The sequence below is a fragment of the Bradyrhizobium commune genome (genome assembly GCF_015624505.1).
GTDB lineage: Bacteria > Pseudomonadota > Alphaproteobacteria > Rhizobiales > Xanthobacteraceae > Bradyrhizobium > Bradyrhizobium commune.
In genome coordinates this window covers 5,114,550-5,137,443 of sequence record NZ_CP061379.1, presented here as the reverse complement: position 1 = coordinate 5,137,443, position 22,894 = coordinate 5,114,550, and the positions used below count along the sequence as shown (strand labels likewise).

19 protein-coding genes are annotated in these 22,894 nt (G+C 65.0%); 12 read left to right on the top strand and 7 right to left on the bottom strand.

Annotated features, from left to right (window positions below; all coding sequences use genetic code 11):
* Positions 1-10 precede the first annotated feature (10 nt).
* The gene (locus IC761_RS24300; RefSeq protein WP_195799170.1) at positions 11-712 is read left to right on the top strand and encodes a hypothetical protein; all 702 of its coding nucleotides are present in this window, start codon (positions 11-13) and stop codon (positions 710-712) included.
* Positions 713-747: 35 nt separating this feature from the next.
* On the opposite strand, the gene IC761_RS24295 is transcribed toward IC761_RS24300, so the two are convergent.
* On the bottom strand, positions 748-1,035 hold the full coding sequence (locus IC761_RS24295; protein ID WP_195799168.1) for a hypothetical protein: 288 nt from the start codon (positions 1,033-1,035) through the stop codon (positions 748-750).
* A 55-nt stretch (positions 1,036-1,090) separates the two neighbouring features.
* Here IC761_RS24295 and IC761_RS24290 point away from each other — a divergent pair, with 55 nt between their 5' ends.
* The 3 genes from IC761_RS24290 (at position 1,091) to IC761_RS24280 (ending at position 7,026) form a co-directional block, all read left to right on the top strand.
* Positions 1,091-2,485 carry a CoA transferase gene (locus IC761_RS24290; RefSeq protein ID WP_195799167.1) on the top strand — a complete coding sequence of 465 codons (1,395 nt, stop codon included), beginning with the start codon at positions 1,091-1,093 and terminating at the stop codon, positions 2,483-2,485.
* A 151-nt stretch (positions 2,486-2,636) separates the two neighbouring features.
* Entirely contained in the window at positions 2,637-3,881 is a 1,245-nt protein-coding gene (locus IC761_RS24285; protein ID WP_195799165.1) for an efflux RND transporter periplasmic adaptor subunit, read from the top strand.
* Positions 3,882-3,909: 28 nt separating this feature from the next.
* Positions 3,910-7,026 (top strand): efflux RND transporter permease subunit, encoded by a 3,117-nt coding sequence (locus tag IC761_RS24280; protein WP_195799163.1) that lies wholly within the window; start codon positions 3,910-3,912, stop codon positions 7,024-7,026.
* A 106-nt stretch (positions 7,027-7,132) separates the two neighbouring features.
* On the opposite strand, the gene IC761_RS24275 is transcribed toward IC761_RS24280, so the two are convergent.
* Both IC761_RS24275 and IC761_RS24270 read right to left on the bottom strand, forming a co-directional pair.
* Complete coding sequence (locus tag IC761_RS24275) at positions 7,133-8,044, bottom strand: amidohydrolase family protein (protein ID WP_195799162.1); 912 nt, start codon at positions 8,042-8,044, stop codon at positions 7,133-7,135.
* Between the two features lie 278 nt (positions 8,045-8,322).
* Complete coding sequence (locus IC761_RS24270) at positions 8,323-9,753, bottom strand: TolC family outer membrane protein (protein ID WP_195799160.1); 1,431 nt, start codon at positions 9,751-9,753, stop codon at positions 8,323-8,325.
* Positions 9,754-9,959: 206 nt separating this feature from the next.
* Between IC761_RS24270 and IC761_RS24265 the strand changes: the two genes are divergently transcribed.
* Positions 9,960-11,819 carry an acetyl-CoA hydrolase/transferase C-terminal domain-containing protein gene (locus IC761_RS24265; RefSeq protein ID WP_195804761.1) on the top strand — a complete coding sequence of 620 codons (1,860 nt, stop codon included), beginning with the start codon at positions 9,960-9,962 and terminating at the stop codon, positions 11,817-11,819.
* Between the two features lie 7 nt (positions 11,820-11,826).
* Here the strand turns inward: IC761_RS24265 and IC761_RS24260 are convergent, their stop codons facing one another.
* Together IC761_RS24260 and IC761_RS24255 are read right to left on the bottom strand one after the other, a co-directional pair.
* Positions 11,827-12,606: an enoyl-CoA hydratase gene (locus IC761_RS24260; RefSeq protein WP_195799159.1), complete on the bottom strand. Its 780-nt coding sequence runs from the start codon at positions 12,604-12,606 to the stop codon at positions 11,827-11,829.
* A 104-nt stretch (positions 12,607-12,710) separates the two neighbouring features.
* Entirely contained in the window at positions 12,711-13,373 is a 663-nt protein-coding gene (locus IC761_RS24255) for a hypothetical protein (protein WP_195799158.1), read from the bottom strand.
* A 288-nt stretch (positions 13,374-13,661) separates the two neighbouring features.
* Here IC761_RS24255 and IC761_RS24250 point away from each other — a divergent pair, with 288 nt between their 5' ends.
* The 5 genes from IC761_RS24250 (at position 13,662) to paoC (ending at position 18,838) form a co-directional block, all read left to right on the top strand.
* Entirely contained in the window at positions 13,662-14,207 is a 546-nt protein-coding gene (locus IC761_RS24250) for a sigma-70 family RNA polymerase sigma factor (RefSeq protein ID WP_195799156.1), read from the top strand.
* A 2-nt stretch (positions 14,208-14,209) separates the two neighbouring features.
* Positions 14,210-14,848, top strand: a complete 639-nt coding sequence (locus IC761_RS24245; RefSeq protein WP_195799155.1) for an NrsF family protein — start codon at positions 14,210-14,212, stop codon at positions 14,846-14,848.
* A 181-nt stretch (positions 14,849-15,029) separates the two neighbouring features.
* Complete coding sequence (gene paoA, locus IC761_RS24240; RefSeq protein ID WP_195799154.1) at positions 15,030-15,686, top strand: aldehyde dehydrogenase iron-sulfur subunit PaoA; 657 nt, start codon at positions 15,030-15,032, stop codon at positions 15,684-15,686.
* Positions 15,683-16,633 carry an FAD binding domain-containing protein gene (locus IC761_RS24235; protein WP_195799152.1) on the top strand — a complete coding sequence of 317 codons (951 nt, stop codon included), beginning with the start codon at positions 15,683-15,685 and terminating at the stop codon, positions 16,631-16,633. The genes paoA and IC761_RS24235 overlap by 4 nt, the downstream gene beginning before the upstream one ends.
* A gap of 3 nt (positions 16,634-16,636) precedes the next feature.
* On the top strand, positions 16,637-18,838 hold the full coding sequence (gene paoC, locus IC761_RS24230; RefSeq protein ID WP_195799150.1) for an aldehyde oxidoreductase molybdenum-binding subunit PaoC: 2,202 nt from the start codon (positions 16,637-16,639) through the stop codon (positions 18,836-18,838).
* Between the two features lie 23 nt (positions 18,839-18,861).
* Here the strand turns inward: paoC and IC761_RS24225 are convergent, their stop codons facing one another.
* Together IC761_RS24225 and IC761_RS24220 are read right to left on the bottom strand one after the other, a co-directional pair.
* On the bottom strand, positions 18,862-19,962 hold the full coding sequence (locus IC761_RS24225) for a DUF2336 domain-containing protein (RefSeq protein WP_195799149.1): 1,101 nt from the start codon (positions 19,960-19,962) through the stop codon (positions 18,862-18,864).
* A gap of 63 nt (positions 19,963-20,025) precedes the next feature.
* Positions 20,026-21,183, bottom strand: coding sequence for a GGDEF domain-containing protein (locus IC761_RS24220; RefSeq protein ID WP_195799147.1), 1,158 nt, complete (start codon positions 21,181-21,183; stop codon positions 20,026-20,028).
* A 443-nt stretch (positions 21,184-21,626) separates the two neighbouring features.
* Between IC761_RS24220 and IC761_RS24215 the strand changes: the two genes are divergently transcribed.
* Together IC761_RS24215 and IC761_RS24210 are read left to right on the top strand one after the other, a co-directional pair.
* Positions 21,627-22,196 (top strand): sigma-70 family RNA polymerase sigma factor, encoded by a 570-nt coding sequence (locus tag IC761_RS24215; RefSeq protein WP_195799146.1) that lies wholly within the window; start codon positions 21,627-21,629, stop codon positions 22,194-22,196.
* A complete protein-coding gene (locus tag IC761_RS24210; protein ID WP_195799144.1) occupies positions 22,193-22,888 on the top strand; it encodes a hypothetical protein in 696 nt (231 codons plus the stop codon). Before IC761_RS24215 ends, IC761_RS24210 begins: the two co-directional genes overlap by 4 nt.
* Positions 22,889-22,894: the final 6 nt, after the last annotated feature.

Here is a 22,894-nt window from a genome sequence, read left to right as displayed (position 1 = left end):
GGGGTGATGTTTGCAGCAACTGGAATCGCCGCAACGACCGCGCGGCCTCGCCGTCGCCGTAAAGCCGGATCGAAGATCCTCACGGATCGATAGGCTGGGCCTCTGGTTATCCAAGAGCCACACGATCGACAGGCTTTGGATCGGGACAACCGAAAGCAAACCTTACCCGGCGTTGCGCCGCGTGGAAGCGGCTCTCCAGCTCATCAAGCGCCACGACACACTCAACTATTCCCGTATCACCCGCAACCTCGACCGAATATGGGTGCACCTGCTCCCCAGCGCTCAGGCGCACTACGATCGGTCATTGAACGCCTGCGCCCTCGATGAACGTTACGTTCTCAGCGAGACGATGACGCTTGAGCAGCTCGCTTCCACGATCGTTCATGAAGCGACTCATGCCCGATTGGAAGGATGGGGCATCCAGTATCTTGAGGCAATGCGTACCCGGATCGAAGTGGTATGTCTCCGGCGCGAGTTGAGTTTCCTCGCGAAGCTGCCTGCCAGCGAGCCCTTGCAGGATGAAATTGCGCGTGCGTTGGAGTGGTGTGCCGGCAATCATGACTTTTACTCTGACAGGAATTTTCAGTGGCGACGTCAGGAAGGCGAGATGGAAACCTTGCGCTACCTGAATGCTCCGAACTGGCTGATCAGATGGGCGACGTGGCTCATCCGCAGACGGCGACAGCGCGCGTCCTTGTCGCCGGGGTCTTGAGCCCTCGATTACGGTTTCCGCAATGATGCCGCTCCTCACTCCGGCGCAGCCCCCACCGGCGGGCCGCCAGGCGGGCGGTGCAGGAAGGTCAGCGACGCATAGGCGCCGACCCAGGAGCCGATCGCCGCGAACGCGACATAGAAGGCGTTTTCGGTGTAGCTGATCACGGCGTAGGAGGAGAGCAGATACCAAACTGCGCTCCAGTTCGCTGCCGGCACGCGCTTGCGCGCAATCACGGCCGAAGTGAACATCACATAGACTGCGTCGGTGGCCGCCGTTGCGATGAATACGGCGCCTGCGGTGAGGGGATCGATGGCGGCCATTGCATTCCCTTATGTGGTAATGGAAGGTCGTAAAAACTAAGGGAGAGAAGCGGCCATGCAAAGCCCCACCCAAATTCTCAAGGACATCTGGACCTCCGCCGGCGGCGATGCGGCAGCGCTTGCGCGTGTGCGCCTGACGGGTGAGGAGCCGCAAATCCCGTCCTCGTTTCGCGTCGCCGTCGCCGGACAAACGACGATCGCAGCCGCCGGCCTTGCCGCCGCCGAGCTCTGGAAGCTGCGCAGCGGTGAGGCGCAGGATGTGTCCGTCGACATGCGCCACGCCGTGGTCGAATGCCGCTCCGAGCGCTATTTGCGCGTCGACGACAAGCCGCCGCCCCCGGCCTGGGACGCCATCGCCGGTGTCTACAGGACCGGCGACAACCGCTTCGTCCGTTGCCACACGAATTTCCCGCATCATCGTGACGCCGTCTGCAACGTGCTCGGCTGCGAGCCGGAACGCGAGAAGGTGCAGGCCGCGCTGATGCAATGGAAGGGTGCGGATTTTGAAACCGCAGCCTATGCTGCCGGCGGCGTCGTGGCGCTGATGCGCAGCCATGACGAATGGTCGGCGCTGCCGCAATCGCGTGCGCTCGCCGAGCTGCCGCTGGTCTCGGTCGAGAAGATCGGCGACGCACCGCCGAAGCCGTGGCCGCAAGGCGACCGCCCGCTGGCCGGCCTCCGCGTACTCGATCTCTCCCGCGTCATCGCAGGTCCGGTCGCTGGTCGCACGCTCGCCGCCCATGGCGCGGACGTGCTGCTCGTCTCAGGGCCCGAGCTGCCCGCCATTCCCTGGCTCACCATCGACACCGGCCGCGGCAAGCTCACCACTTTCATCGAACTGAAGAGCGAGGCGGGACGCGCGCAGCTGCGCGAGCTGTTGAAGGACGCCGACATCTTCTCGCAGGGCTATCGCCCGCGCGCGCTCGCGGCCCTCGGCTTCTCGCCGGAGGACTTAGCCAGCATCAATCCCGGTATCGTCTATGTCACGCTGTCGGCCTACGGCCATTCCGGCCCTTGGGCGGAGCGGCGCGGCTTCGATTCGCTGGTGCAGACCACGACCGGCTTCAACGATGCGGAAGGGAAGGCCGCCGGCATCGATGGACCGAAGGAATTACCGGCGCAGATGCTCGACCACGCTACCGGCTATCTGATGGCATTCGGCGCGATGATGGCCAAGGCGCGCCAGGCCCGCGAAGGCGGCAGCTGGCATGTGCGCGTGTCGCTGGCGCAGACCGGACGCTGGCTGTGGACTCTCGGCCGGCTCGATAGCGGTCTCAACACCCCGGATCTTACGGGCGCTGACGTACATCCTGCGTTCATGGAAGCCGTGTCATCTGGCTTCGGCACGTTGAGCGCGGTGCGCCATTCGGCCGTGCTGTCGGCAACGCCGGCGCGATGGAGCCGTCCGGCGACGCCGCTCGGCAGCCACCCGCCGCAATGGCCGCGCTGAAGCTGACGGGAAGCTGACGTGTCGCAAAATTTTAACGCAAACCGAAGGACCGCCAGCGTTTTTTAGGTTGTTTGAAATCTCAATTCGGCACTATTAGCGCGACCGATGAGGCAGCCGTCTGCCGAGATCGTCGCAGACACGACCGGGCCCCATGGTAGCTGAAAATACCAAGCGTTTGCAGTTGCTTACAAAACAACGGGTGATCACATCCGTAGTTTTACTGGCGCTTGCCGGGGCCGGCGCCTATGGCTTCCTCTATGCAGGCGCCAAGGAGAAGAACCACTCCGAAGTCTCCAGCCAGTCGCGCAGGAACGCCCAGAATTTCACACCGACACCATCCGAATGGGCGACGCTGACGATCGAGCCGGTCAATGCCAAGACCTTCCGGGCCGAATACGTCACCGAAGGCAAGGTCGCGGTCGATGAGGACCGCTCGACGCCGGTGTTCTCGCCTTATGCGGGCCGCGTGACCAAGCTGCTCGCGAAGCCCGGCGAGAGCGTGATGCAGGGGCAACCGCTGTTCACGATCGAGGCCGCCGACACCGTGCAGGCCCAGAACGATTTCATCACGGCGATGACGTCGCAGAACAAGGCGAAGTCGGCGCTTGAGCTTGCCGACATCCAATTCAGGCGCGCCAAGGATCTCTACGAGGGGCGCGCCATTCCGCTGAAGGATTATCAGCAGGCGGAAGCGACTCAGGTCCAGGCGCAGAACGACATGCGCTCCTCAGTGACGGCGCTGGAGGCCGCAAACAACAAGCTGCGCATCCTGGGTTTCACTGACGAGACGATCAAGGCGTTCCAGAACAAGAGCACCATCAATCCCGAGATCACGATCTATGCACCGATCTCGGGCACGGTCGTGCAGCGCAAGGTCGGACCCGGTCAGTATGTCAGCGCCGGCGCCAGCGATCCGGTCTTCGTGATCGGCGACCTCTCTACGGTCTGGCTCACTGCTTTCGTGCGCGAGAGCGATGCGGCTTCCGTCAGCGTCGGGCAGGACATCGCCGTCAATGTGATGGCGCTGCCGGGTCGCCCCTTGACCGCCAAGATCAACTACGTCGCCGCCGCGATCGATCCCAACACCCGCCGCCTGCTGGTCCGCGCCACCATCGACAACAAGGATGGCCTGCTCAAGCCGGAAATGTTCGCCAACGTCACGATCTATTCGGCCGGTGACCGCGCCGCGCCCGCAGTACCGAAGCAGGCGCTGATCTATGAAGGCGACCAGGTCCGCATCTGGGTCGCGCGAGAGGACAAGTCGGTCGAGCTGCGCCAGATCAAGATCGGCCTCATCAACGGCAACTTCGTCGAGGTCACCAGCAACCTGAAACCCGGCGAGAAGGTCGTCGTCAAGGGCAGCCTGTTCATCGACCGCGCGGCGTCCGGTAGCTGATCAACGACCCAAGAAACTGAAGCCCTGAATGGATCGTCTCGTCGCCCTTGCCGTCAACCGGCGCTACCTGATGGTCGGCATGTTCGTCGCCGTGCTCATCGGCGGCCTGATTGCCTTCAACCAGCTCAACATCGAGGCCTATCCCGATCCGACCCCGCCGATGGTCGACATCGTGACCCAGAGCCCGGGCCTGTCGGCCGAAGAGATCGAGCGCTACATCACGATCCCGATCGAGACCCAGGTCGCGGGTCTGAAGAACCTCACGACCATCCGCACCATCTCGCTCTATGGCCTCTCCGACGTCAAACTCCAGTTCTCCTTCGCCTACACCTATGACGAGGCGTTGCAGCAGGTGTTGAACCGCCTGGCGCAGCTCGCGCCGCTGCCGGGCAACGTGCAGCCGCAGATATCGCCGCTCAGCCCGATCGGCGAAATCTTCCGCTACCGCCTGGTCGGCCCGCCGAACTACAGCGTGCTCGACCTCAAGACCATCCAGGACTGGATCCTCCAGCGCCGCTTCCGCGCCGTGCCCGGCGTGATCGACGTGACCGGGTGGGGCGGCAAGAGCAAGACCTATGAGCTCCAGGTCGACAACAACAAGCTGGTCGCCAACGGCCTGACTTTGCCGCAATTGCTCCAGGCGGTCAGCAATTCCAACGTCAATGTCGGCGGCAACACCGTCAATATCGGCCAGCAATCGGCCGTGGTGCGCGGCGTCGGCCTGATCAAGTCGATCGACGATCTTGCCAACACCATGGTCGCCCAGACCAACGGCAATCCGGTGCTGGTCAAGGACGTCGCCACCGTCACCGTCGGCCAGAAGCCCCGGCTCGGCATCGCCGGCCTCGACGAGGCCGACGACATCGTGCAGGGCATCGTCCTGATGCGGCGCGGCGAGCAGAGCACGCCGACCATCAAGCGGGTCGAGCAGCTCGTTGCCGATATCAACAACTCCACCATCCTGCCGCCGGGCGTGCGCATCGAGCGCATCTACGACCGCAAGGATCTGATCGACCTCACCACCCACACCGTGCTGCACAACATGGTGGTCGGCATTTTGCTGATCGTGCTGTTGCAGTGGATCTTCCTCGGCGATTTGCGCAGTGCGCTGATCGTCGGCGCTACTATTCCGTTCGCGCTGTTCTTTGCCGTGATCATCCTGGTGCTGCGCGGGGAGTCGGCGAACCTGCTGTCGGTCGGCGCGATCGATTTCGGCCTCATCGTCGATGCCACCGTGATCATGGTGGAGGCGATCTTCCGCCGCCTGACGCAGACCACGCCGACGAGCGAATCCGAGCAGATGTCGCCGGAGACGCTGTTCGGCATGAAGAGCCACGCCATCCTCAGCGCCGCGGCCGACGTGTCGCGCTCGATCTTCTTTGCCGCCGCGATCATCATCGCTGCCTTCCTGCCGCTGTTCACGCTCTCCGGCGTCGAAGGCAACATCTTCGGACCGATGGCGCGCACCTATGCCTACGCGCTCGCCGGCGGCCTGCTTGCGACCTTCACCGTCACGCCTGCGCTGTCCGCGATCATCCTGCCGGCGCATGTCGAGGAGACCGAGACCAGGATCATGTCGATCCTGCACCGGATCTACATGCCGGTGCTGCATTGGGCGGTCGCCAACCGCAACATCATGCTTGGTGCCGCGGTGGGCCTCGTGCTGATGACGGTTGCGCTCGGCCGGCTGCTGGGCCTCGAATTCCTGCCCAAGCTGGAGGAGGGCAATCTCTGGATTCGCGCCACGCTGCCGCCGACCATCTCGCTCCAGGAAGGCAACACCTACGTCAACGAGATGCGCAGGCTGATCCGCTCCCGGCCTGAGGTCGATGCCGTGGTGTCGCAGCACGGCCGTCCCGACGACGGCACCGACGCCGCCGGTTTCTTCAACGCCGAATTCTTCGCGCCGCTGAAGCCCGCGAGCGAGTGGCCGGGCACGCATGACAAGGAAGAGCTGACCGCGGAGCTGCTCAAGCAGCTCGACGACCGCTTCCCCGGCGTCGAATTCAACTTCTCGCAATATCTCCAGGACAACGTCTCCGAAGCCGTCTCCGGCGTGAAGGGCGAGAACTCGATCAAGCTGTTCGGCAGCGATCTTCAGGCGCTGACCGACACCGCCAACAAGATCAAGTCGGTGCTGTCGACCGTGCAGGGCATCACCGACCTTGCGGTGTTCACCTCGCTCGGGCAACCGACCGTTCAGATCGACATCGACCGCGCCAAGGCCGCGCGCTACGGGCTTGCACCGGGCGACATCAACGCCACCATCAAGGTCGCGATCGGCGGCGACACCGCGGGCGATCTCTACGAGCCCGGAAGCGACCGCCACTTCCCGATCATCGTTCGTCTCGCGCCGGAATACCGCCGGAGCGCGGAGGCGATTCAGAATATCCGGATCGGCGCGCCCGGGCCGAACGGCACCGTCACGCAGATTCCGTTGAGCGAAGTCGCCACCATCAGCCTCGTCTCGGGTGCGGCCTACATCTATCGCGAGCAGCAGGAACGCTATCTGCCGATCAAGTTCTCGGTGCGCGAGCGCGACCTCGGCAGCGCCATCCGCGAGGCTCAGCAGAAGATCGCCAGCCAGGTGCAATTGCCGCCCGGCTCGCACATGGAATGGGTCGGCGAGTACGGCAATCTCCAGGACGCGATCCGGCGGCTGTCGATCGTGGTACCGATCTCGCTGGCGCTGATCGGCATCCTGCTCTGGTTCAATTTCGGCTCGATGACCGACACGCTGCTCGCGATGAGCGTGATCCCGATGGCGATCTTCGGCGGCGTGCTCGGTCTCCTGATCACCGGGACCGCTTTCAGCGTCTCGGCCGCGATCGGCTTCATCGCGCTGTTCGGCATCGCCGTGATGGACGGCATCATCATCATCTCGCAGTTCAACCAGCTGATCGAGGAAGGCATGGACCGCATGGGCGCGGTGATCCGCACCGGCGAGTTGCAGCTGCGCCCGGTGTTGATGACCTGCGTGGTCGCCGGTGTCGGCCTGCTGCCCGCCGCGCTGTCGGAAGGCATCGGCTCGCAGGTGCAGAAGCCGCTCGCGGTCGTCGTCGTCACCGGCATGATGCTGGCGCCGGTCGTCATCCTGGTGACGCTGCCGGTCCTGATCTCGTTCTTCTCGCGCCGCGCGCGCTAAAGCATGATCCGGAAAAGTGCGCAGCGGTTTTCCGAAAAGATCATGCTCGAACGGCAACCTGAAGCGCGATGACGATTCATCCCATCTCATCGCGCTTTGGCGGCCGTCAGAACCCGTAAAGCCGCGCAGGATTGTCGACCAAGATCTTCTTGCGCACATTCGCATCCGGCGCCCACACCGGAAGCTGGTTGAGCAGGCGACCGTCGTCAATCGGATGGAATGGCGCGATGTCGGTCGCTTTCCGTCCCGGCACCTGAGCCGAATCCGGATGCGGCCAGTCGGTGCCCCAGACGATGCGGTCCGGGTTCGCCGCGATCAGCGCACGCGCATAGGGCACCATGTCCTGATAGTCGGATGCAAGTTTCGAGGAGCGATAGGCGCCCGAGATCTTCGCATAGGCCTTGCCGGATTTGACGAGTTCGATCAGGTCCGCAAATCCCGGCTGCTCCAGTCCGAGCGAAGCGTCCAGGCCGCCAAAATGGTCGAACACGGCCGGCACCGGTGAAGCGAGCACGAGATCCTTGATTGCCGAGATCATCGCCAACGTGGTGTAGAGCTGCACATGCCAGCCGCGCGCATTCACGCGTTCGACAGCCGCGGCAAAGCGGCTCCGGCCGGTATCGGCATCGTTGACGCCGTCGGTCGCGAGATTGACGCGGATGCCGCGAAAGCCGTCCGCCTGCATCGCATCGAGCTCGGCCTCCGTCGTCTTGTCGTCGATCACCGCGACCCCGCGCGCAGTCGAGCCGCGCGCTTTCATGCCGAACAGGCTGGAGGAATTGTCGGTGCCATAGACGCTTGGTGTGACGATCACCACACGCTCGACATGCAGCGCCTTGTGCAGCGCCGCCATTTCCTCGGGGCTCGCCGGCCCCGGCGTATAGACGCGCCCCGCAAAGAACGGAAACTTTTCAATATTGCCGTGGATGTGGGTATGGCAGTCGCAGGCATGGGCCGGGACGTCGAAACTGTTCGGCGTCGCGGGTTGCGCAGCGCGCGCGTAAATTTTGTCGGTCATGACCGCTCCGGCGGTGAGGCAGTGCGAGCCCCCTTGCGTCCGATGCTACCTCACCTCTCTCGACCGGAAGTGATCAGGCTACGTCCATATCGACGTGTTTCGCAGCGGCTCTACAAACCCACACATTGCGAGGATGACATTGTGCTCCTGTTTTGCCCGACGCGTCAAATTGATTCGTAAAATCCGCAAGCGTCGCACGGCATCATCGGCTACTGTGCATGGGGTTGTTTTCGGCATTTTTATTGGGCGGCGGGCAAAGCGGCGCGCGAGTAGAACGACTACTGCCCCGACGGCGTGCGCAGGCCGTGCCAGGCGTCGCGGACCTGCTGGTAGTGGACTTCAGGCAGATAGTCCGGCGTGTTCAGGCTCAGCGTCTTGACGTCGAGATGGCCGACGGCGCTGAGCAGCGTGTAGGAGGCGATCACACGGTCGCGCAGCGCGCCGATCAGCCGGGCCTTGGCCTGGATCAGGTCGGCCTGGGAGTTCAGCACGTCGACCGTCGTGCGTTGTCCGCCGGCGGCCTCGCGCTGTACGCCCTGGAGCGCGACGGTTGCGGCCTTGACCTCGGACTCCGAGGCCGAGACCGCGATCTTGGCGCCTTCATTGGCGACCCAGGCGCTGACCGCGGCCGTGCGCGCCTGGTTGCGCACCTGGTCGAGCACGAGCCGGCTTTGCGCGGTGACTTCCTTGGCCTGCCTTGTCTGCGAGGCCGCCTGGCCGCCATCGTAGATCGGCGCCGTGACGTTGGCGACGATCGAGGCCTGGTCGGTGGCGAAGGTGCCGAGCGTCTGGTCGCTGTCGCGGCTGCGGCTGACGCTGCCCTGGAGGCTGGCGCTCGGCAGCAGCGCGCCTTCGGCGACGCGGATATTGGTCGAGGCGACGTCGACGTCGAAGCCCGCAGCCATGACCGCCGGATGCTCGCGGATCGCCATGGAGATCGAATCCTCGCGGCTCCTCGGCAGATAGCGGTCGACCACTTCGGCGGGCCGAAGCGCGGAGGGAGCATTGCCGATCACCTGGGCGTAGGTGGCCTGGCTCACCGCGAGCGCGACCTCGGCGGCGTTGAGATCGGAAAGCCCGCGGCTGAGACGCGCCTCGGCCTGCGCGGTGTCGGTCGGGGTGACATCGCCGGCATTGAGGCGGCGCTGGGTGACGGAGAGCGTCTCGCGCAGGAAGGCGACGTTGGAGCGCTGCGCATCGACCAGCGACTGGTTCGCCAGCACGTTGGTGTAGGCGGTCACCGCATCGAGCAGCACGCCCTGGCCGACATTGCGCAAGGCCTCGCGGCCGGACTGCACCTGGAGTTCCGCGACCCGCACGCTGTTGGCGGTCCGGAAGCCGTTGAAAAGGGTCTGCGACACCGTGACCCCGATGGTCCAGGGTTTGAGCGTCGCGGTCTGGATGGTGTTGTCCGGCAGCAGGTTGCGAACCGCTTGCAGGCCGGCGCTGAGGCTCGCCACGATCTGCGGCCGGTAGCCGGCGAGCGCCTGCGGCACGTTCTCGTCGGTGGCGCGCTGCCGCGCGCGCTCGGCATTGATCTGCGGATTGGTCTGGTAGGCCTTGACCAGTGCCTCCGGCAGGGCTTCCGCCCGGGCCATAGCGGGCAGGGCGCAACAGAGCGCCAGCGTGGTCCATGTCGCCAGGACAGGACCCACGCCCGATCGATATCGCGTCACGACGCGACCAGCTCTGGCGGCACGCCCAATCATGAAATCCCGCAAAACCCCGGCCGTCCGCCCCGCCGATGGCGGCTCTCTTAACTGTTTAGCCAGCGCCGGTCCCGCAGGCAAACTGCCGCGGGGAAAACTCCCATGAAAACCGTGCTTGTTGCAGGTGCGTCACACACTTATCCCATCCCGAATGCGCTATAGGAATTCCGTCAGGTGCCTGTCATGCAGTCCGGACCCCGCGGATGATGCCGAAACTCTTCTCCGATCCCGATGCGCTTGCGGAGGAGATCATTCGCGACGTCGGAACCGATCTGGTGGTCGGACTGCCGCTCGGCCTCGGCAAGGCCAATCACGTCGTCAACGCGCTTTATGCGCGGGCCTGCGCCGATCCTGACATCAAGCTGACATTGCTGTCGGCACTGACATTGGAAAAGCCGCGACCGAAGGGCCTGATCGAGCATCGCTTCATCACGCCCGTGATCGACCGCCTGTTCGGTGGGTATCCCGATCTGGCCTATGCGGATGCGCTGCGCGCGGGTCGGTTGCCGCCCAATATCAACGTCATCGAATTCTTCTTTCTCGCCGGACGCTGGCTGCACGTGCCAGTCGCGCAGCAGAATTACATCTCGGCCAACTATACCCATGCGGCGAGCTATCTCTTGGCGCGCGGGCTCAATGTCGTGACGCAACTGGTGGCCAGGCGCATCGTGGAGGGCGAGCCGCGCTACAGCCTGTCCTGCAACACCGACACGACGCTCGACGTGCTGCGCGAGCGCCGCGCCGGACGCGCCTCGTTCAAGCTGATCGCGCAGGTGAATTCCGAGCTGCCGTTCATGCCGGGCGCGGGCGATCTTGCGGCGGAGGAGTTCAGCGCCGTGCTGGAGAGTGCGGCGACCGATTTTCCGCTGTTTGCGCCGCCGTCGGAGCCGATCTCCGACGCCAAATACGCCATCGGCCTGAACGCGGCATCGTTGGTGCGCGATGGCGGCACGCTTCAAATCGGCATCGGCCAGATCGGCGATGCGCTGGCGCAGGGCCTGATCCTGCGCCATCGCGACGGCAAGGCGTTTCACGAGGTCATGGCTCGGCTGTCGCCGGTGCGACCGGCCGTCGCGCAGGAAGCCGGCGCCTTCGAGACCGGCCTTTATGGTGTCAGCGAGATGCTCACGGAGGCGTTCATCGGCTTGATCGACGCCAATATTCTCAAGCGCGCCGTCGACGGCGTCGTGCTGCACGGCGCCTTCTTTCTCGGTCCGAAATCGTTCTATCGCGCGCTGCGCGAGATGCCGCCGGATCAGATCGCGCGCATCCAGATGGTGCCGGTGTCGTTCACCAACGAGCTCTATGGCGACGAGGAGCAGAAGCGCCGCGCCCGGATCGACGCGCGTTTCGTCAACAACACGATGATGGCGACGCTGCTGGGTGCGGCCGTCTCCGACGGCCTCGATGACGGCCAGGTCGTGAGCGGCGTCGGTGGGCAGTACAATTTCGTGGCGCAGGCCTTTGCGCTCAAGGGGGCGCGATCGGTCCTCGCGCTCGAGGCGACGCGGCAGGCCGGCCGCGCGCTGAAATCCAATATCCTCTGGCACTATGGACACGAGACCATCCCGCGGCATTTGCGCGATGTCTTCGTCACCGAATATGGCGTTGCCGATCTGCGGGGTAAGTCGGACGTCGACGTGATCGCGGCCATGCTCGCAATCTCCGACTCGCGCTTCCAGGACGAACTGGCGCGCCACGCCAAGGACGCCGGCAAATTGCCACGCGGCTACGACATCCCGGCGGCGTACCGCGAAAACCATCCCGAGCGGATCGCAGCCGCAGTGAAGCCGGCGCGTGATGCCGGGTTGCTGCCATCGTTTCCGTTCGGCTGCGACTTCACCGACGTCGAGCTGCGCCTCATTCCCGCGCTGGAGATCTTGCAGGGCGCCCAACGTTCGCCGCCGGCGCTCGCAGGCTTGCTGTGGCAGGGGCTGATGCGAATGCCCGACGCTGCGGACGAGGCATGCCTGGCACGCCTCGGCCTCGATCGTCCCAAAACCTGGCCTGAGCGCGGTTATCGCGCGCTGGTGAGCGCGGCCCTGGCGCGGAGCCGTGCCGGATAGAGAGACCTCACCGGTTCTTGTTCACCGGCTTGCGCTTCTCGATGAACGCGGCCATGCCCTCGGAGCGGTCTTCGAGCGCGAAGGTCGAATGGAACAAATTGCGCTCCACGCTCATGCCCTCGGCGAGCGTGGTCTCGAAAGCGCGGTTCACGGCTTCCTTCGCCATCGCGACTGCGGGCCGCGACATCGAGGCGATCTTCTCGGCCGCCGCCATCACCTCGTCCATCAGCTTGTCGGCGGGCACGATGCGGCTGACGAGGCCCGAGCGCTCGGCTTCGGCCGCATCCATCATGCGGCCGGTGAGGCAGAGATCCATCGCCTTGGACTTGCCGATCGCACGGGTCAGGCGCTGGGTGCCGCCGATGCCGGGGATGGTGCCGAGCGTGATCTCGGGCTGGCCGAATTTGGCGGTGTCGGCCGCGATGATGACATCGCACATCATGGCGAGCTCGCAGCCGCCGCCGAGCGCATAGCCCGCGACCGCCGCAATGGTCGGCTTGCGGCAGCGCGCGACACGGTCGCCGCCGATCGCGGCAAAGTCCTCGGAGAACATGTCGATGAAGCCCTTCGGCTGCATCTCCTTGATATCGGCGCCGGCGGCAAAGGCCTTCTCGCTGCCGGTCACGACGATGCAGCCGATGCCGTCATCGGCCTCGAGATCGTCGACCGCGGCCGCAATCTCGCGAAAGACGCCGAAGGAGAGCGCGTTGAGCATTTTTGGCCGGTTCAGCTTGATGATGCCGACCGCACCGATGCTTTCGACGATGATGTGTTCGAACGTGCTCATGCTCCACCCACGCTTTTGATTGAGCGGGCAATGTGCCCGCTGGCGGGGTGGGCTTCAAGGGGGCCGGAGCGCGCAGGTGAACCCGCCCCGGACGGGCCTCGAAATCAGGCCATGAACATGCGGGCAGCGGACGCCAGTGTTAGCAGCGTGCCGACGCCAATGAAGATCTTGCCGATCAGGGAGCTCTGGTCCCAGGCCGAGCTCGGCTGGCTGCTGGCCATCACCGGCGCCGGACGCGGCTGCGCGTCGGTCGCGGCCACCACCGCCTTTTGCGCCGGCGGGTTGTCCTGCGGCAGGGCGCGGTCGAGATCATTGAGCTGGTCGGGCGCCACCAATTGGTTCTCGGCATTGGGGGCTGCGGCATTATCAGCTGCGGCCTGCACATTGTCGTTGGCCCGACCCGACATCGCGGAGGCTGCGGCTGCGGGGGGCGCATCGGCGGCAGCGAGCTGCGCGTTGGCGTTGGCGACTTCCGGCGGCATCTGGCTCGAGGCCGGCACGTCATTGCTGCCGCTGGCCTGGTCGGTCCTGGCTGCGGCGTCCTGCTTGTCGGCCTTGTCGTCGGATTTCTGCGCTGTCTTGCTGTCGCCGTGCCGATGAGAATAGTGCCGCCGCTGCTTGGTCGGCTTGACCGTGTCGGTTTGCCTGCTCGCGCTGTCCGGCTTGGCGCTCGCGGCCGAGCTCGGCGCGGCCTGCGCCACACCGCCGAACAGCAGGAATAGTCCCGCCAGAGTAATCAATGCCGCGCGCCCGCTGGCTTTCATCATGTTGACGATCTCCCCAATTCGCCCGTCCCGGAAGCGAACAGAGACCCCGACCCATGACGACAGCGGGGCAAAAAATGGGAATCTTCGGGCTACACCGGGCAAAAACGGGGCAAACCGGCTTCGCTTGCCGGCCTGCCGGGTGCAGTGCGGACCGATCGGTGTTATGAGCCTCGGGGGCTTTTACGGCCGGATCGGATTCTTTGGCGCGCTTTGATCACGACTTCGTGATCCTTGGACCGCCAACGTAACAAATTGAAAGAGCGGCCGAATTGCCGTGTAGGAGCGCGCGTGCGCGGACGTGAGGACGAATGGACCGGCCTGATGCGGTCGGCCATGGCAGGCGATGATGCGGCGTATCATCGCCTGTTGAGGGCGGTCACGCCGGTGCTGCGCGCTGCCGCGAGGCGTGGCCTGGCGAGAGCCGGGCAGCCTCCCGATCAGGCCGAGGATATCGTGCAGGAAATTTTGTTGGCGGTGCATCTGAAGCGGCACACCTGGGATAGCGAAGCACCTTTCGCCCCCTGGCTGTTCGCGATCGCCCGCAACAAGCTGATTGATACGCTGCGGCGGCGCGGCCGGCGGATCTTCGTCAATATCGACGATTTCGCCGAGACGCTTCCCGGCGAGGCGCCGCAGGAGACGGCCTCGGCGGGTGAGGTCGCAAGCCACCTCAACGCTCTGCCGCAGCGTCAGCGCGACGTGTTGCAGTCGATTGCGGTCGATGCCGCCTCGATCAAGGATACGGCGGCGAAGTTTTCGATGAGCGAAGGTGCGGTGCGGGTCGCGCTGCATCGGGGGCTGTCGACCCTCACAGCCAAACTACGGGACCACTAGTCATGGATACCGATCAACTCATTCGGACGCTCGCGGCCGACAACGCCCATCGCGCCCCGCGCGTTGGCGCCTTGCTGACCATGGGTCTGCTGGTGGCGGCACCGTTCTCGATCCTGATCTTCGCCACCTTCCTCGGCGTGCGGCCGGACGTGATGACGGCGATGCACAACCCGTTCTTCGACACGAAGTTCGCGGTGACGCTGTCGCTCGCGATCCCCGCGATCATCATCAGCCTGCATCTGTCGCGGCCCGAAGCCTTGATGCGCGGCTGGGGCTGGCTGCTGCTGCTGCCCGTCGGTCTGCTCGCGGTCGCGATCGGCAGCGAGGCGATGATGGCGCCGGCGATGCCGATGACGATGCGGCTGGTCGGCAAGAACTCGCGGTGGTGCATGTCGGCGATCCCCGCGATGTCGCTGCCCTTGCTGGCGGGTGCGCTGTTTGGCCTTCGCCACGGCGCACCGTCGCGCCCGGCACTCGCCGGTGCGCTTGCAGGCCTGCTGTCGGCCGGATTGGCGGCGACGCTCTACGCCTCGCACTGCACGGATGACTCGCCGCTGTTCGTCGCGACCTGGTACACGATCGCGACCGCGATCGTGACCGCGATCGGCGCGGCGGTGGGGTCGAGGGTCCTGCGCTACTAGCGCGCATTGTCGCATTGCCTCCGCACGCACGCCACCCCCGGCCTGCATTCATGAATGACGCACATAAGCTCATGCCGTTGTGAACGGCTAATCCGGCTCGCGCCCCGAAACTAACTTTGGTTGGACGACTTTCTATCCAGAGCGTCGATGGACGCTGCTGTAGCAAGGGATATGCCCAGCCATGCGAAAACCCAGCGCATTCGAAATGTCGCGGCGGAACCTCCTGATCGGAACCGCCACGTCGGTCGCGATCGGAGCCGCGTCTCGGCACGCCGAGGCCCAGAATTCCATCGCGGGACTGCCTGCTCCCGGAGCGGCAGAGCCCGCGATGGCGACGGTTTCCATCAACGTGAACGGTGAGGTCCGCGCCTTGCAGCTGGACACCCGCACCACGCTGCTTGATGCGCTTCGTGAACATCTCCACCTCACCGGCACCAAGAAGGGCTGCGATCACGGCCAATGCGGCGCCTGCACGGTGATCGTCGGCGGGCAGCGCATCAACTCCTGCCTGACCTTGGCGGTGATGCATGAGGGCGACAGCGTCACCACGATCGAAGGGCTCGGTACGCCGGAACACATGCATCCGATGCAGGCCGCCTTCGTCAAACACGACGGTTTCCAGTGCGGTTACTGCACGCCTGGCCAGATCTGCTCGGCGGTGGCCGTGCTCGATGAGATCAGGGCCGGCATTCCCAGCCACGTCACCACCGATTTGAATTCGGCTGCGCAATTCACGAACGCCGAGCTGCGCGAGCGCATGAGCGGCAACATCTGCCGTTGTGGCGCCTATTCCAACATTGCCGAGGCCATCACCGAGGTTGCCGGGAGACCCGCATGAAGTCTTTCACCTATGAGAAGGCAAATTCGCCTGCGGCTGCCGCATCCGCGGCCGTCAAGACCAGCAACGCAAAATTCATCGCCGGCGGCACCAACCTGCTTGACCTGATGAAGCTGGAAATCGAGACGCCGTCCCATTTGATCGACGTCAACGGCCTTGCCTTCGACAGGATCGAGCCGTCGCTCGATGGGGGCTTGCGGATCGGTGCGCTGGTGCGCAACACGACGCTGGCTGCCGATGAGCGGGTCCGGCGCGACTATGGCCTGTTGTCGCGCGCACTGCTCGCCGGCGCGTCCGGCCAGTTGCGCAACAAGGCGACCACGGCAGGCAATCTGTTGCAGCGGACGCGTTGCCCATACTTCTATGACACCAATCAGCCCTGCAACAAACGTGTCCCCGGCAGCGGCTGCGCCGCCATCGGCGGCATCACCCGCCAGCACGCCGTGATCGGCGGCAGCGACGCCTGCATCGCAACCCATCCGAGCGACATGGCCGTCGCCATGCGTGCGCTTGACGCAACGGTCGAGACGGTTCGCCCGGACGGCACGCGGCGCACCATCCCGATTGCGGACCTTCATCGGCCGCCGGGCGACACGCCTCACATCGAAACGTCGCTCGCACCCGGCGAGTTGATCACGTCCGTGATGCTTCCCAAGCCTGTCGGTGGAACGCAGATCTACCGCAAGGTCCGCGACCGGGCCTCCTACGCGTTCGCGCTGGTGTCGGTTGGGGCGATCGTCCAGCGCGATGGAACTGGACGGGTCGCGGTCGGCGGAATCGCGCACAAGCCATGGCGGGTCGAGACCGCCGAAGCCGCGATGCCGCGCGGCGCCAAAGCCGTTGCCACGCAGCTGCTCGACGGCGCCAAGCCGACCAAGGACAACACGTTCAAGCTGGCGCTGGTCGAGCGCACTCTCGGTGCCGTGCTCGCCGAAGCGAAGGGTTGAGCCATGAAGTTCGATACACCTGAAACCACGAATCCGATCGACCAGCTCAGGATCATCGGGCATCCGACGAGCCGGATCGACGGCCCTCTCAAGACCACGGGACGGGCCACCTATGCCTACGAATGGCACGACACGGCCGCGCGGCCTGCCTACGGCTACATCGTCGGCTCTGCCATCGCCAAGGGTCGCATCACATCGATGGATGTGATGCGCGCCAAGGCCGCCCCGGGCGTGATCGCGATCGTCACGGCCGAGAATGCCGGCAAGCTCGGCAAGGGCAATTACAACACGGCGAGGCTGCTCGGCGGTCCCGAGATCGATCACTATCACCAGGCGGTCGCGGTGGTCGTTGCCGAAACGTTCGAGCAGGCGCGCGCTGCCGCTCAACTGGTGCAAATCAATTACAGCACGGCGAACGGATCGTTCGACCTGTCGGCCCGACGCGACAGCGCGGCCAAACCGCGCGGAGGCGACGGCCAGCCGGATACCTCCGTCGGCGATTTCTCCGGCGCCTTTGCCGTGGCGCCGGTGCAGCTCGATGCGACCTACACCACGCCTGATCAGGCTCATGCCATGATGGAGCCGCATGCGTCGATGGCGGTATGGGACGGCGACAAGCTGACACTCTGGACATCCAACCAGATGATCGCCTGGACGACCGGCGATGTTGCGAAGACGCTCGGGATGCCGAAGGAAAACGTCCGTCTCGTCTCGCCGTTCATCGGTGGCGGCTTCGGCGGCAAGCTTTTCCTTCGTTCGGACGCGCTTCTTGCGGCGCTCGGTGCCCGTGCCGCCAATCGCCCAGTCAAGGTGGCAATGCAGCGCCCGCTGATGTTCAACAACACGACGCATCGGCCGGCGACGATCCAGCGCATCCGCATCGGCGCAGGCCGGGACGGCAAGATCACCGCGATCGGGCACGAGAGCTGGTCGGGTAATTTGCCGGAAGGCCGGCCGGAGACGGCGGTCCAGCAGACCCGTCTGCTCTATGCCGGCGAGAACCGCATGACGGCGCTGCGTCTGGCCATGCTGGACCTGCCGGAAGGCAACGCCATGCGTGCGCCCGGCGAGGCGCCCGGCATGATGGCGCTCGAGATCGCCATGGATGAGATGGCGGAACGATTGGACCTTGATCCCATCGAATTCCGCGCGCGCAACGACACCCAGGTCGATCCCGAACATCCCAATCGTCCATTCTCGCAGCGACAGCTCGTTGAATGCATGCGGGTCGGCGCCGGACGCTTCGGCTGGAGCGGGCGCAATGCCCGACCCGGCACGCAGCGCGAAGGGCGCTGGTTGGTCGGCATGGGCATGGCTGCTGCGTTCCGCAACAATCTCCTGATGAAATCAGGGGCGCGCGTCCGCCTCGATCGGGGCGGGACCGTCACCGTCGAGACCGACATGACCGATATTGGCACCGGCAGCTATACGATCATCGCCCAGACCGCGGCGGAGATGATGGGGCTTCCGCTGCACAAGGTCACCGTGCGTCTCGGTGACTCGAGCTTCCCGGTTTCCTCGGGCTCCGGCGGTCAGTTCGGCGCAAACAACTCGACCTCGGGCGTCTACGCAGCCTGCGTCAAGCTGCGCCAGGTGGTGGCCCAAAAGCTCGGCTTCAACTCCGCCGACGTTGCCTTTGCGGATGGACAAGTCTCTTCGGGCAACCGCAGCGTGCCGCTCGGACAGGCGGCGGCGGACGGCGAGCTTACGGGTGAGGATTCGATCGAATATGGCGATCTCGCCAAGACTCATCAGCAGTCGACGTTCGGCGCGCATTTCGTCGAGCTCGGCGTCGACGTTGCGACGGCGGAGATCCGCGTGCGCCGCATGCTCGCCGTCTGCGCCGCGGGCCGTGTCCTCAATCCGACGACGGCGCGGAGCCAGGTGATCGGCGCGATGACGATGGGCGTCGGCGCGGCGCTGATGGAAGAGCTCGCCGTGGACAAGCGCGCCGGCTTCTTCGTCAACCATGATCTCGCCGGCTACGAGGTTCCGGTCCATGCCGACATCCCGCATCAGGACACGATCTTCCTGGACGAGACCGACCCGATGTCTTCGCCGATGAAGGCCAAGGGGATCGGCGAGCTTGGGTTATGTGGTGTCGCCGCCGCCCTGGCCAATGCCGTTTACAACGCAACGGGCATCCGCGTTCGAGACTACCCGATCACGCTCGACAAGTTGCTCGATCGGATGCCGGAAGCTTGAGGCTTGCCGTCGCCGCCGCCGGCTCAGGCCGCCGGCGTCGCGCTCTGCATGCGTTGAAAGCGCAGCACCTGCTGTGCGGTCGAGCTGCGCAGGGCCTCGTAAGTATCGCGCAGCGTCATCATGTCCGTCTGCGAGCCGCCGGAGAGCTTTTCGCGCATCGCGACGATCGCGCGCACGGTCGACCATTGCATGCCCGCGACCTTGGCGAGGATCATCACCCCCTCGGTGCGGCTCTCGATCATCATGTTCTCGGCGGTCTCGACCGAGACGCCTGCCAGGGCCGCGAGCCCCGCATTGGTCTCGTCGAACTTGCCCTGCTCGGCGAAGGTCGAGACCTGGAATTCGTTGAGACGGCCGTCCTCGTGCAGAGATCTCACGAGCGCGCGCGCCATCTCGGTCTGCCTGGTCATGGCGGCGGCGCGGACCCGCTGGGCCGCTTCCTGAACCACGCTCGGCACCTCGCCCGCGAGCTCCGGATGCGCGGCCTCCAGCTTCCGGCGCACGCTCAAGGAGGCCTTCGCAATCAGCTTCAAATAATGATGGCGCGGCAGGTCGGGCCGCAGGCCGATGCAGGTGGCGAGGTCGTCGTCGCGCTCGGAGCGGCTGACGAGGTCGGCGAGACTTCCTTCGGAGAGCTGCGCGCCCGGGTTCGCAGCGGTCGATTGCACCACGTCGTCGTTGCCGCGTGACACCAGCACCTCGGTCAGTGCCTCCGACAGCACACGCCGCAGCGAGATCGCCTTCAGATGCGCCTGGCTCTTGCTGCGCGCGATCTCGATCAGGGTGGTCTCGTCCAACCGTTCTGATTTGGTCAGCACGGGGCCGGCGACCTCGATGACGTCGTCGAGCGCGAGCGTGCGGATGATCTGGGGCGGGGCGGCTCCGATCGGCGCGAGCCGGTCGGCCAGTAGCGCCTTCGCGGAGGTCTCGATCTGCTCGATCAGGCACCGGAAGACGTCGTCGAACACCCGGATATGGTCATCGGAATAATCGACCGCGTTGTTGACGAAGAGATCGGTGACGCGGCGCAGCGTCTCGACCCGGCGCGCGACGGTGCCGTGCGACAGCGCGGACTGCAATTCCTCGAGCAGGTTTTCGGATGTCTTGGCGGATTTGGATCTCATGGCCCTGTCCTGGAGCGTTCGGTCCGGCGGCGTTTTCTTGCGCGCCGGCAGTAAATGGATTGGTCAGTTCGTTGCGATGCGGTTGCGGCCTTGTGCCTTGGCGGAATAGAGCGCGCTGTCGGCGCGCGCGAGATACGTGTCGGCAGTATCGTTGTCGCGCAGCGTCACGACGCCGGCGGAAATCGTCACGCGCATCCCCACGGCAAATGCGCTCCAGTCGAGGTCGGCCACGATGCTGCGCAGCCGCTCGAGCATGCGCAGCGCGGCGCCGCCATCCGTCTCCGGCAGCAGCAGCAAGAATTCCTCGCCGCCATAGCGGCCGAAACGGTCGTCGGGACGGATGTTGGCGAACATGGTGATGGCGAAGGTTCGCAGCACTTCGTCGCCGACGGGGTGGCCGTGCGCGTCGTTGATGCGCTTGAACCAGTCGAGATCGATCAGCGCGATGGCGCAAGGCGCGCCTGCCTGTCGCGATTTATCGATCTCTGCGTCGAGAAGCCGCATGATGCAGCGGCGATTGTAGGAGCCGGTCAGCTCGTCGAGCTCGGCGAGCTCTTCGATGCGCTGGTAGGCGGCCTTTAGTTCAATGCTGCGCCGGTACAGGATCTTGCGCAGCGTGGCGCCGAACAGGCCGAGCGAAGCGCACTGGCCGATCACCAGCACGAAGCACAGCATCGACGCGATCCGCTGGAGCCTTGTCGCAACCGGCATGCCGATCGGCAGGTCGGAGACGAGGAATACGGCCGCGAGCGCGCAAGTCGCGATGGCCCAGGTCAGCATCGCCTGGGCCGAGGTCATGCGCAGCGTGCCGAAGGCGAAGATCAGGAACAGCACGCTGATGAAGGCGATCCCGATCACGGGCACCGAGATCAGGAACACGAATTGCAGCGCCATATGCGCCGAGATCTGGAAGACGGTGAGATAATGGTCGCTGTGCCGGTCGCCGACGCCGGCCTCCGACATCACGACGAAGATGCCGATGATCATGAGGCCGCCGACCCAGAACAGCGACGGAACATTCATCTGAACGGTGCCGTCATAGGCGTAGAGCAGCAAGACCGAGGCGCCGAGGGAGTAGCTCGCGACTTGGCCGGCATACATCTGGCGCCGCTGCCGGACCCGGCGCGCCAGCACCTCCGGCGCCGCCGCCTCGGGTGCGAGGACGAGATCCGCGACCTCTGCGGCATTCCTCTCCGGAAAGGACGTCGCGGCCGTGCTCATGGTCCCGCCAATGGTGGATGTCAGCCGAAAAAATCTACGTGGCAAGCCTTTAGGTTTGGTATCCTTTTGCACCGAATCCCAAGGAGGCGCGGCGCGGGTGAGGGGCCGCGTGCAGCGCGGAAAATTTTGCGTCCAGTTAGGCATCGCAGGCGATATCGCGGACCAAACCCGGCCTCGTGCGACATAAGCTGCACAGGCCCGTGTTATGGATCAGGCTCGATCGGGCCGCCTCCCGCCGGCCCACGGCATTCCGCAGGAAAGTGCTTCTGTATTATGTTACCGTTCTGGAGTGAGGCAGCCGACCACCACCGGTGGGACAAGGAAAATACGAGCATGTGGGGCAGTTCACACGAACCCCCGTATGACTGCGGTAGGTTGAAGAATTTCACCCTTCCCGTCGAACCGTCCGCCGCATCGACCCGACCAATCTTGCGAGACGGCCTTTGAGCGTGACACAGGCGGCTACGGACGAGGTCCTGATCGCCAGGATCGCCCAAGGCGACCGGCTCGCCATGCAGGTGCTGTACGGGCGGCACCATGTCAGGGTGTATCGGTTCGGGCTCAGGCTTGTGCGGGACGAGCAGGCGGCGGAAGACCTCATCAGCGAGGTGTTTCTCGACGTCTGGCGCCAAGCCGGCAAGTTCGAGGGCCGATCCGCCGTTTCCACCTGGCTGCTGGCAATCACCCGATTCAAGGCTCTGTCTGCGCTCCGGCGCAGGAAGGATTTTGAGTTGGACGACGAAGCCGCCAACGCGATCGAGGATTCGTCCGACGATCCGGAGACGGTGGTGCAGAAGAAGGATACCAGTGAAGCGTTGCGGGAGTGTCTGACGGGCCTCTCGCCGGACCATCGGGAAATCGTCGATCTCGTCTACTACCACGAGAAGTCCGTGGAAGAGGTGGCCGAAATCGTTGGCATCCCCGAGAACACTGTGAAGACGCGCTTGTTCTATGCGCGCAAGAAATTGGCCGAACTGCTGAAGGCAGCCGGCATTGAGCGAGGCTGGCCATGATGGCTTTGAGCAAGAAGATGCTGGAGCGAGAGCCCAGTGAGATCGAACTGCTGCTGCCGTGGCATGCGGCCGGCACGCTGAACCCGCGCGATGCCCGCCGCGTCGAGGAAGCGCTTGCCAGCGATCCGCAGCTTGCAAAGCAATATGCCGCGATCCGCGGCGAGTACGAAGAGACCATCCACCTGAACGAGAGCCTGGGTGCGCCCTCGGCGCGCGCGATGCAGAAGCTGTTCGCCGCGATCGACGCCGAGCCCGCGCAGGCCACCGGTTCGCTGCCGCTGTCGGCGCGCATCGCCACCTTTTTCGCGAGCCTGTCGCCGCGCACGCTGGCCTGGTCGGCGAGCCTGGGTGCGATCGCGCTCGTGCTCCAGGCCGGCATCATCGGCGCCGTGCTGATGAAGACCCAGACCGCAACCTTTCAGACCGCATCGCTCTCGACCGGGGCGCCGATCACGCGCGAGCTCGGTGCTGTCAGTGCTCCCGCGCGGGCGCTGGTGCGCTTCACGCCCGAGGCGCGCGTCGCCGACATCACCGCGCTGCTCGACAGCTACCAGGCCTCGATCATCGGCGATGCCAAGGGTGGCATGTTCCGCCTCCAGTTCGACAAGGCGATGAGCCAGGACGAGCTCGCCGCGCTGCTCGGCAGGATGTCGCGCGAGAAGTTTGTCAATCTCGCCGTGGCGGCGCCGTAACGGCGC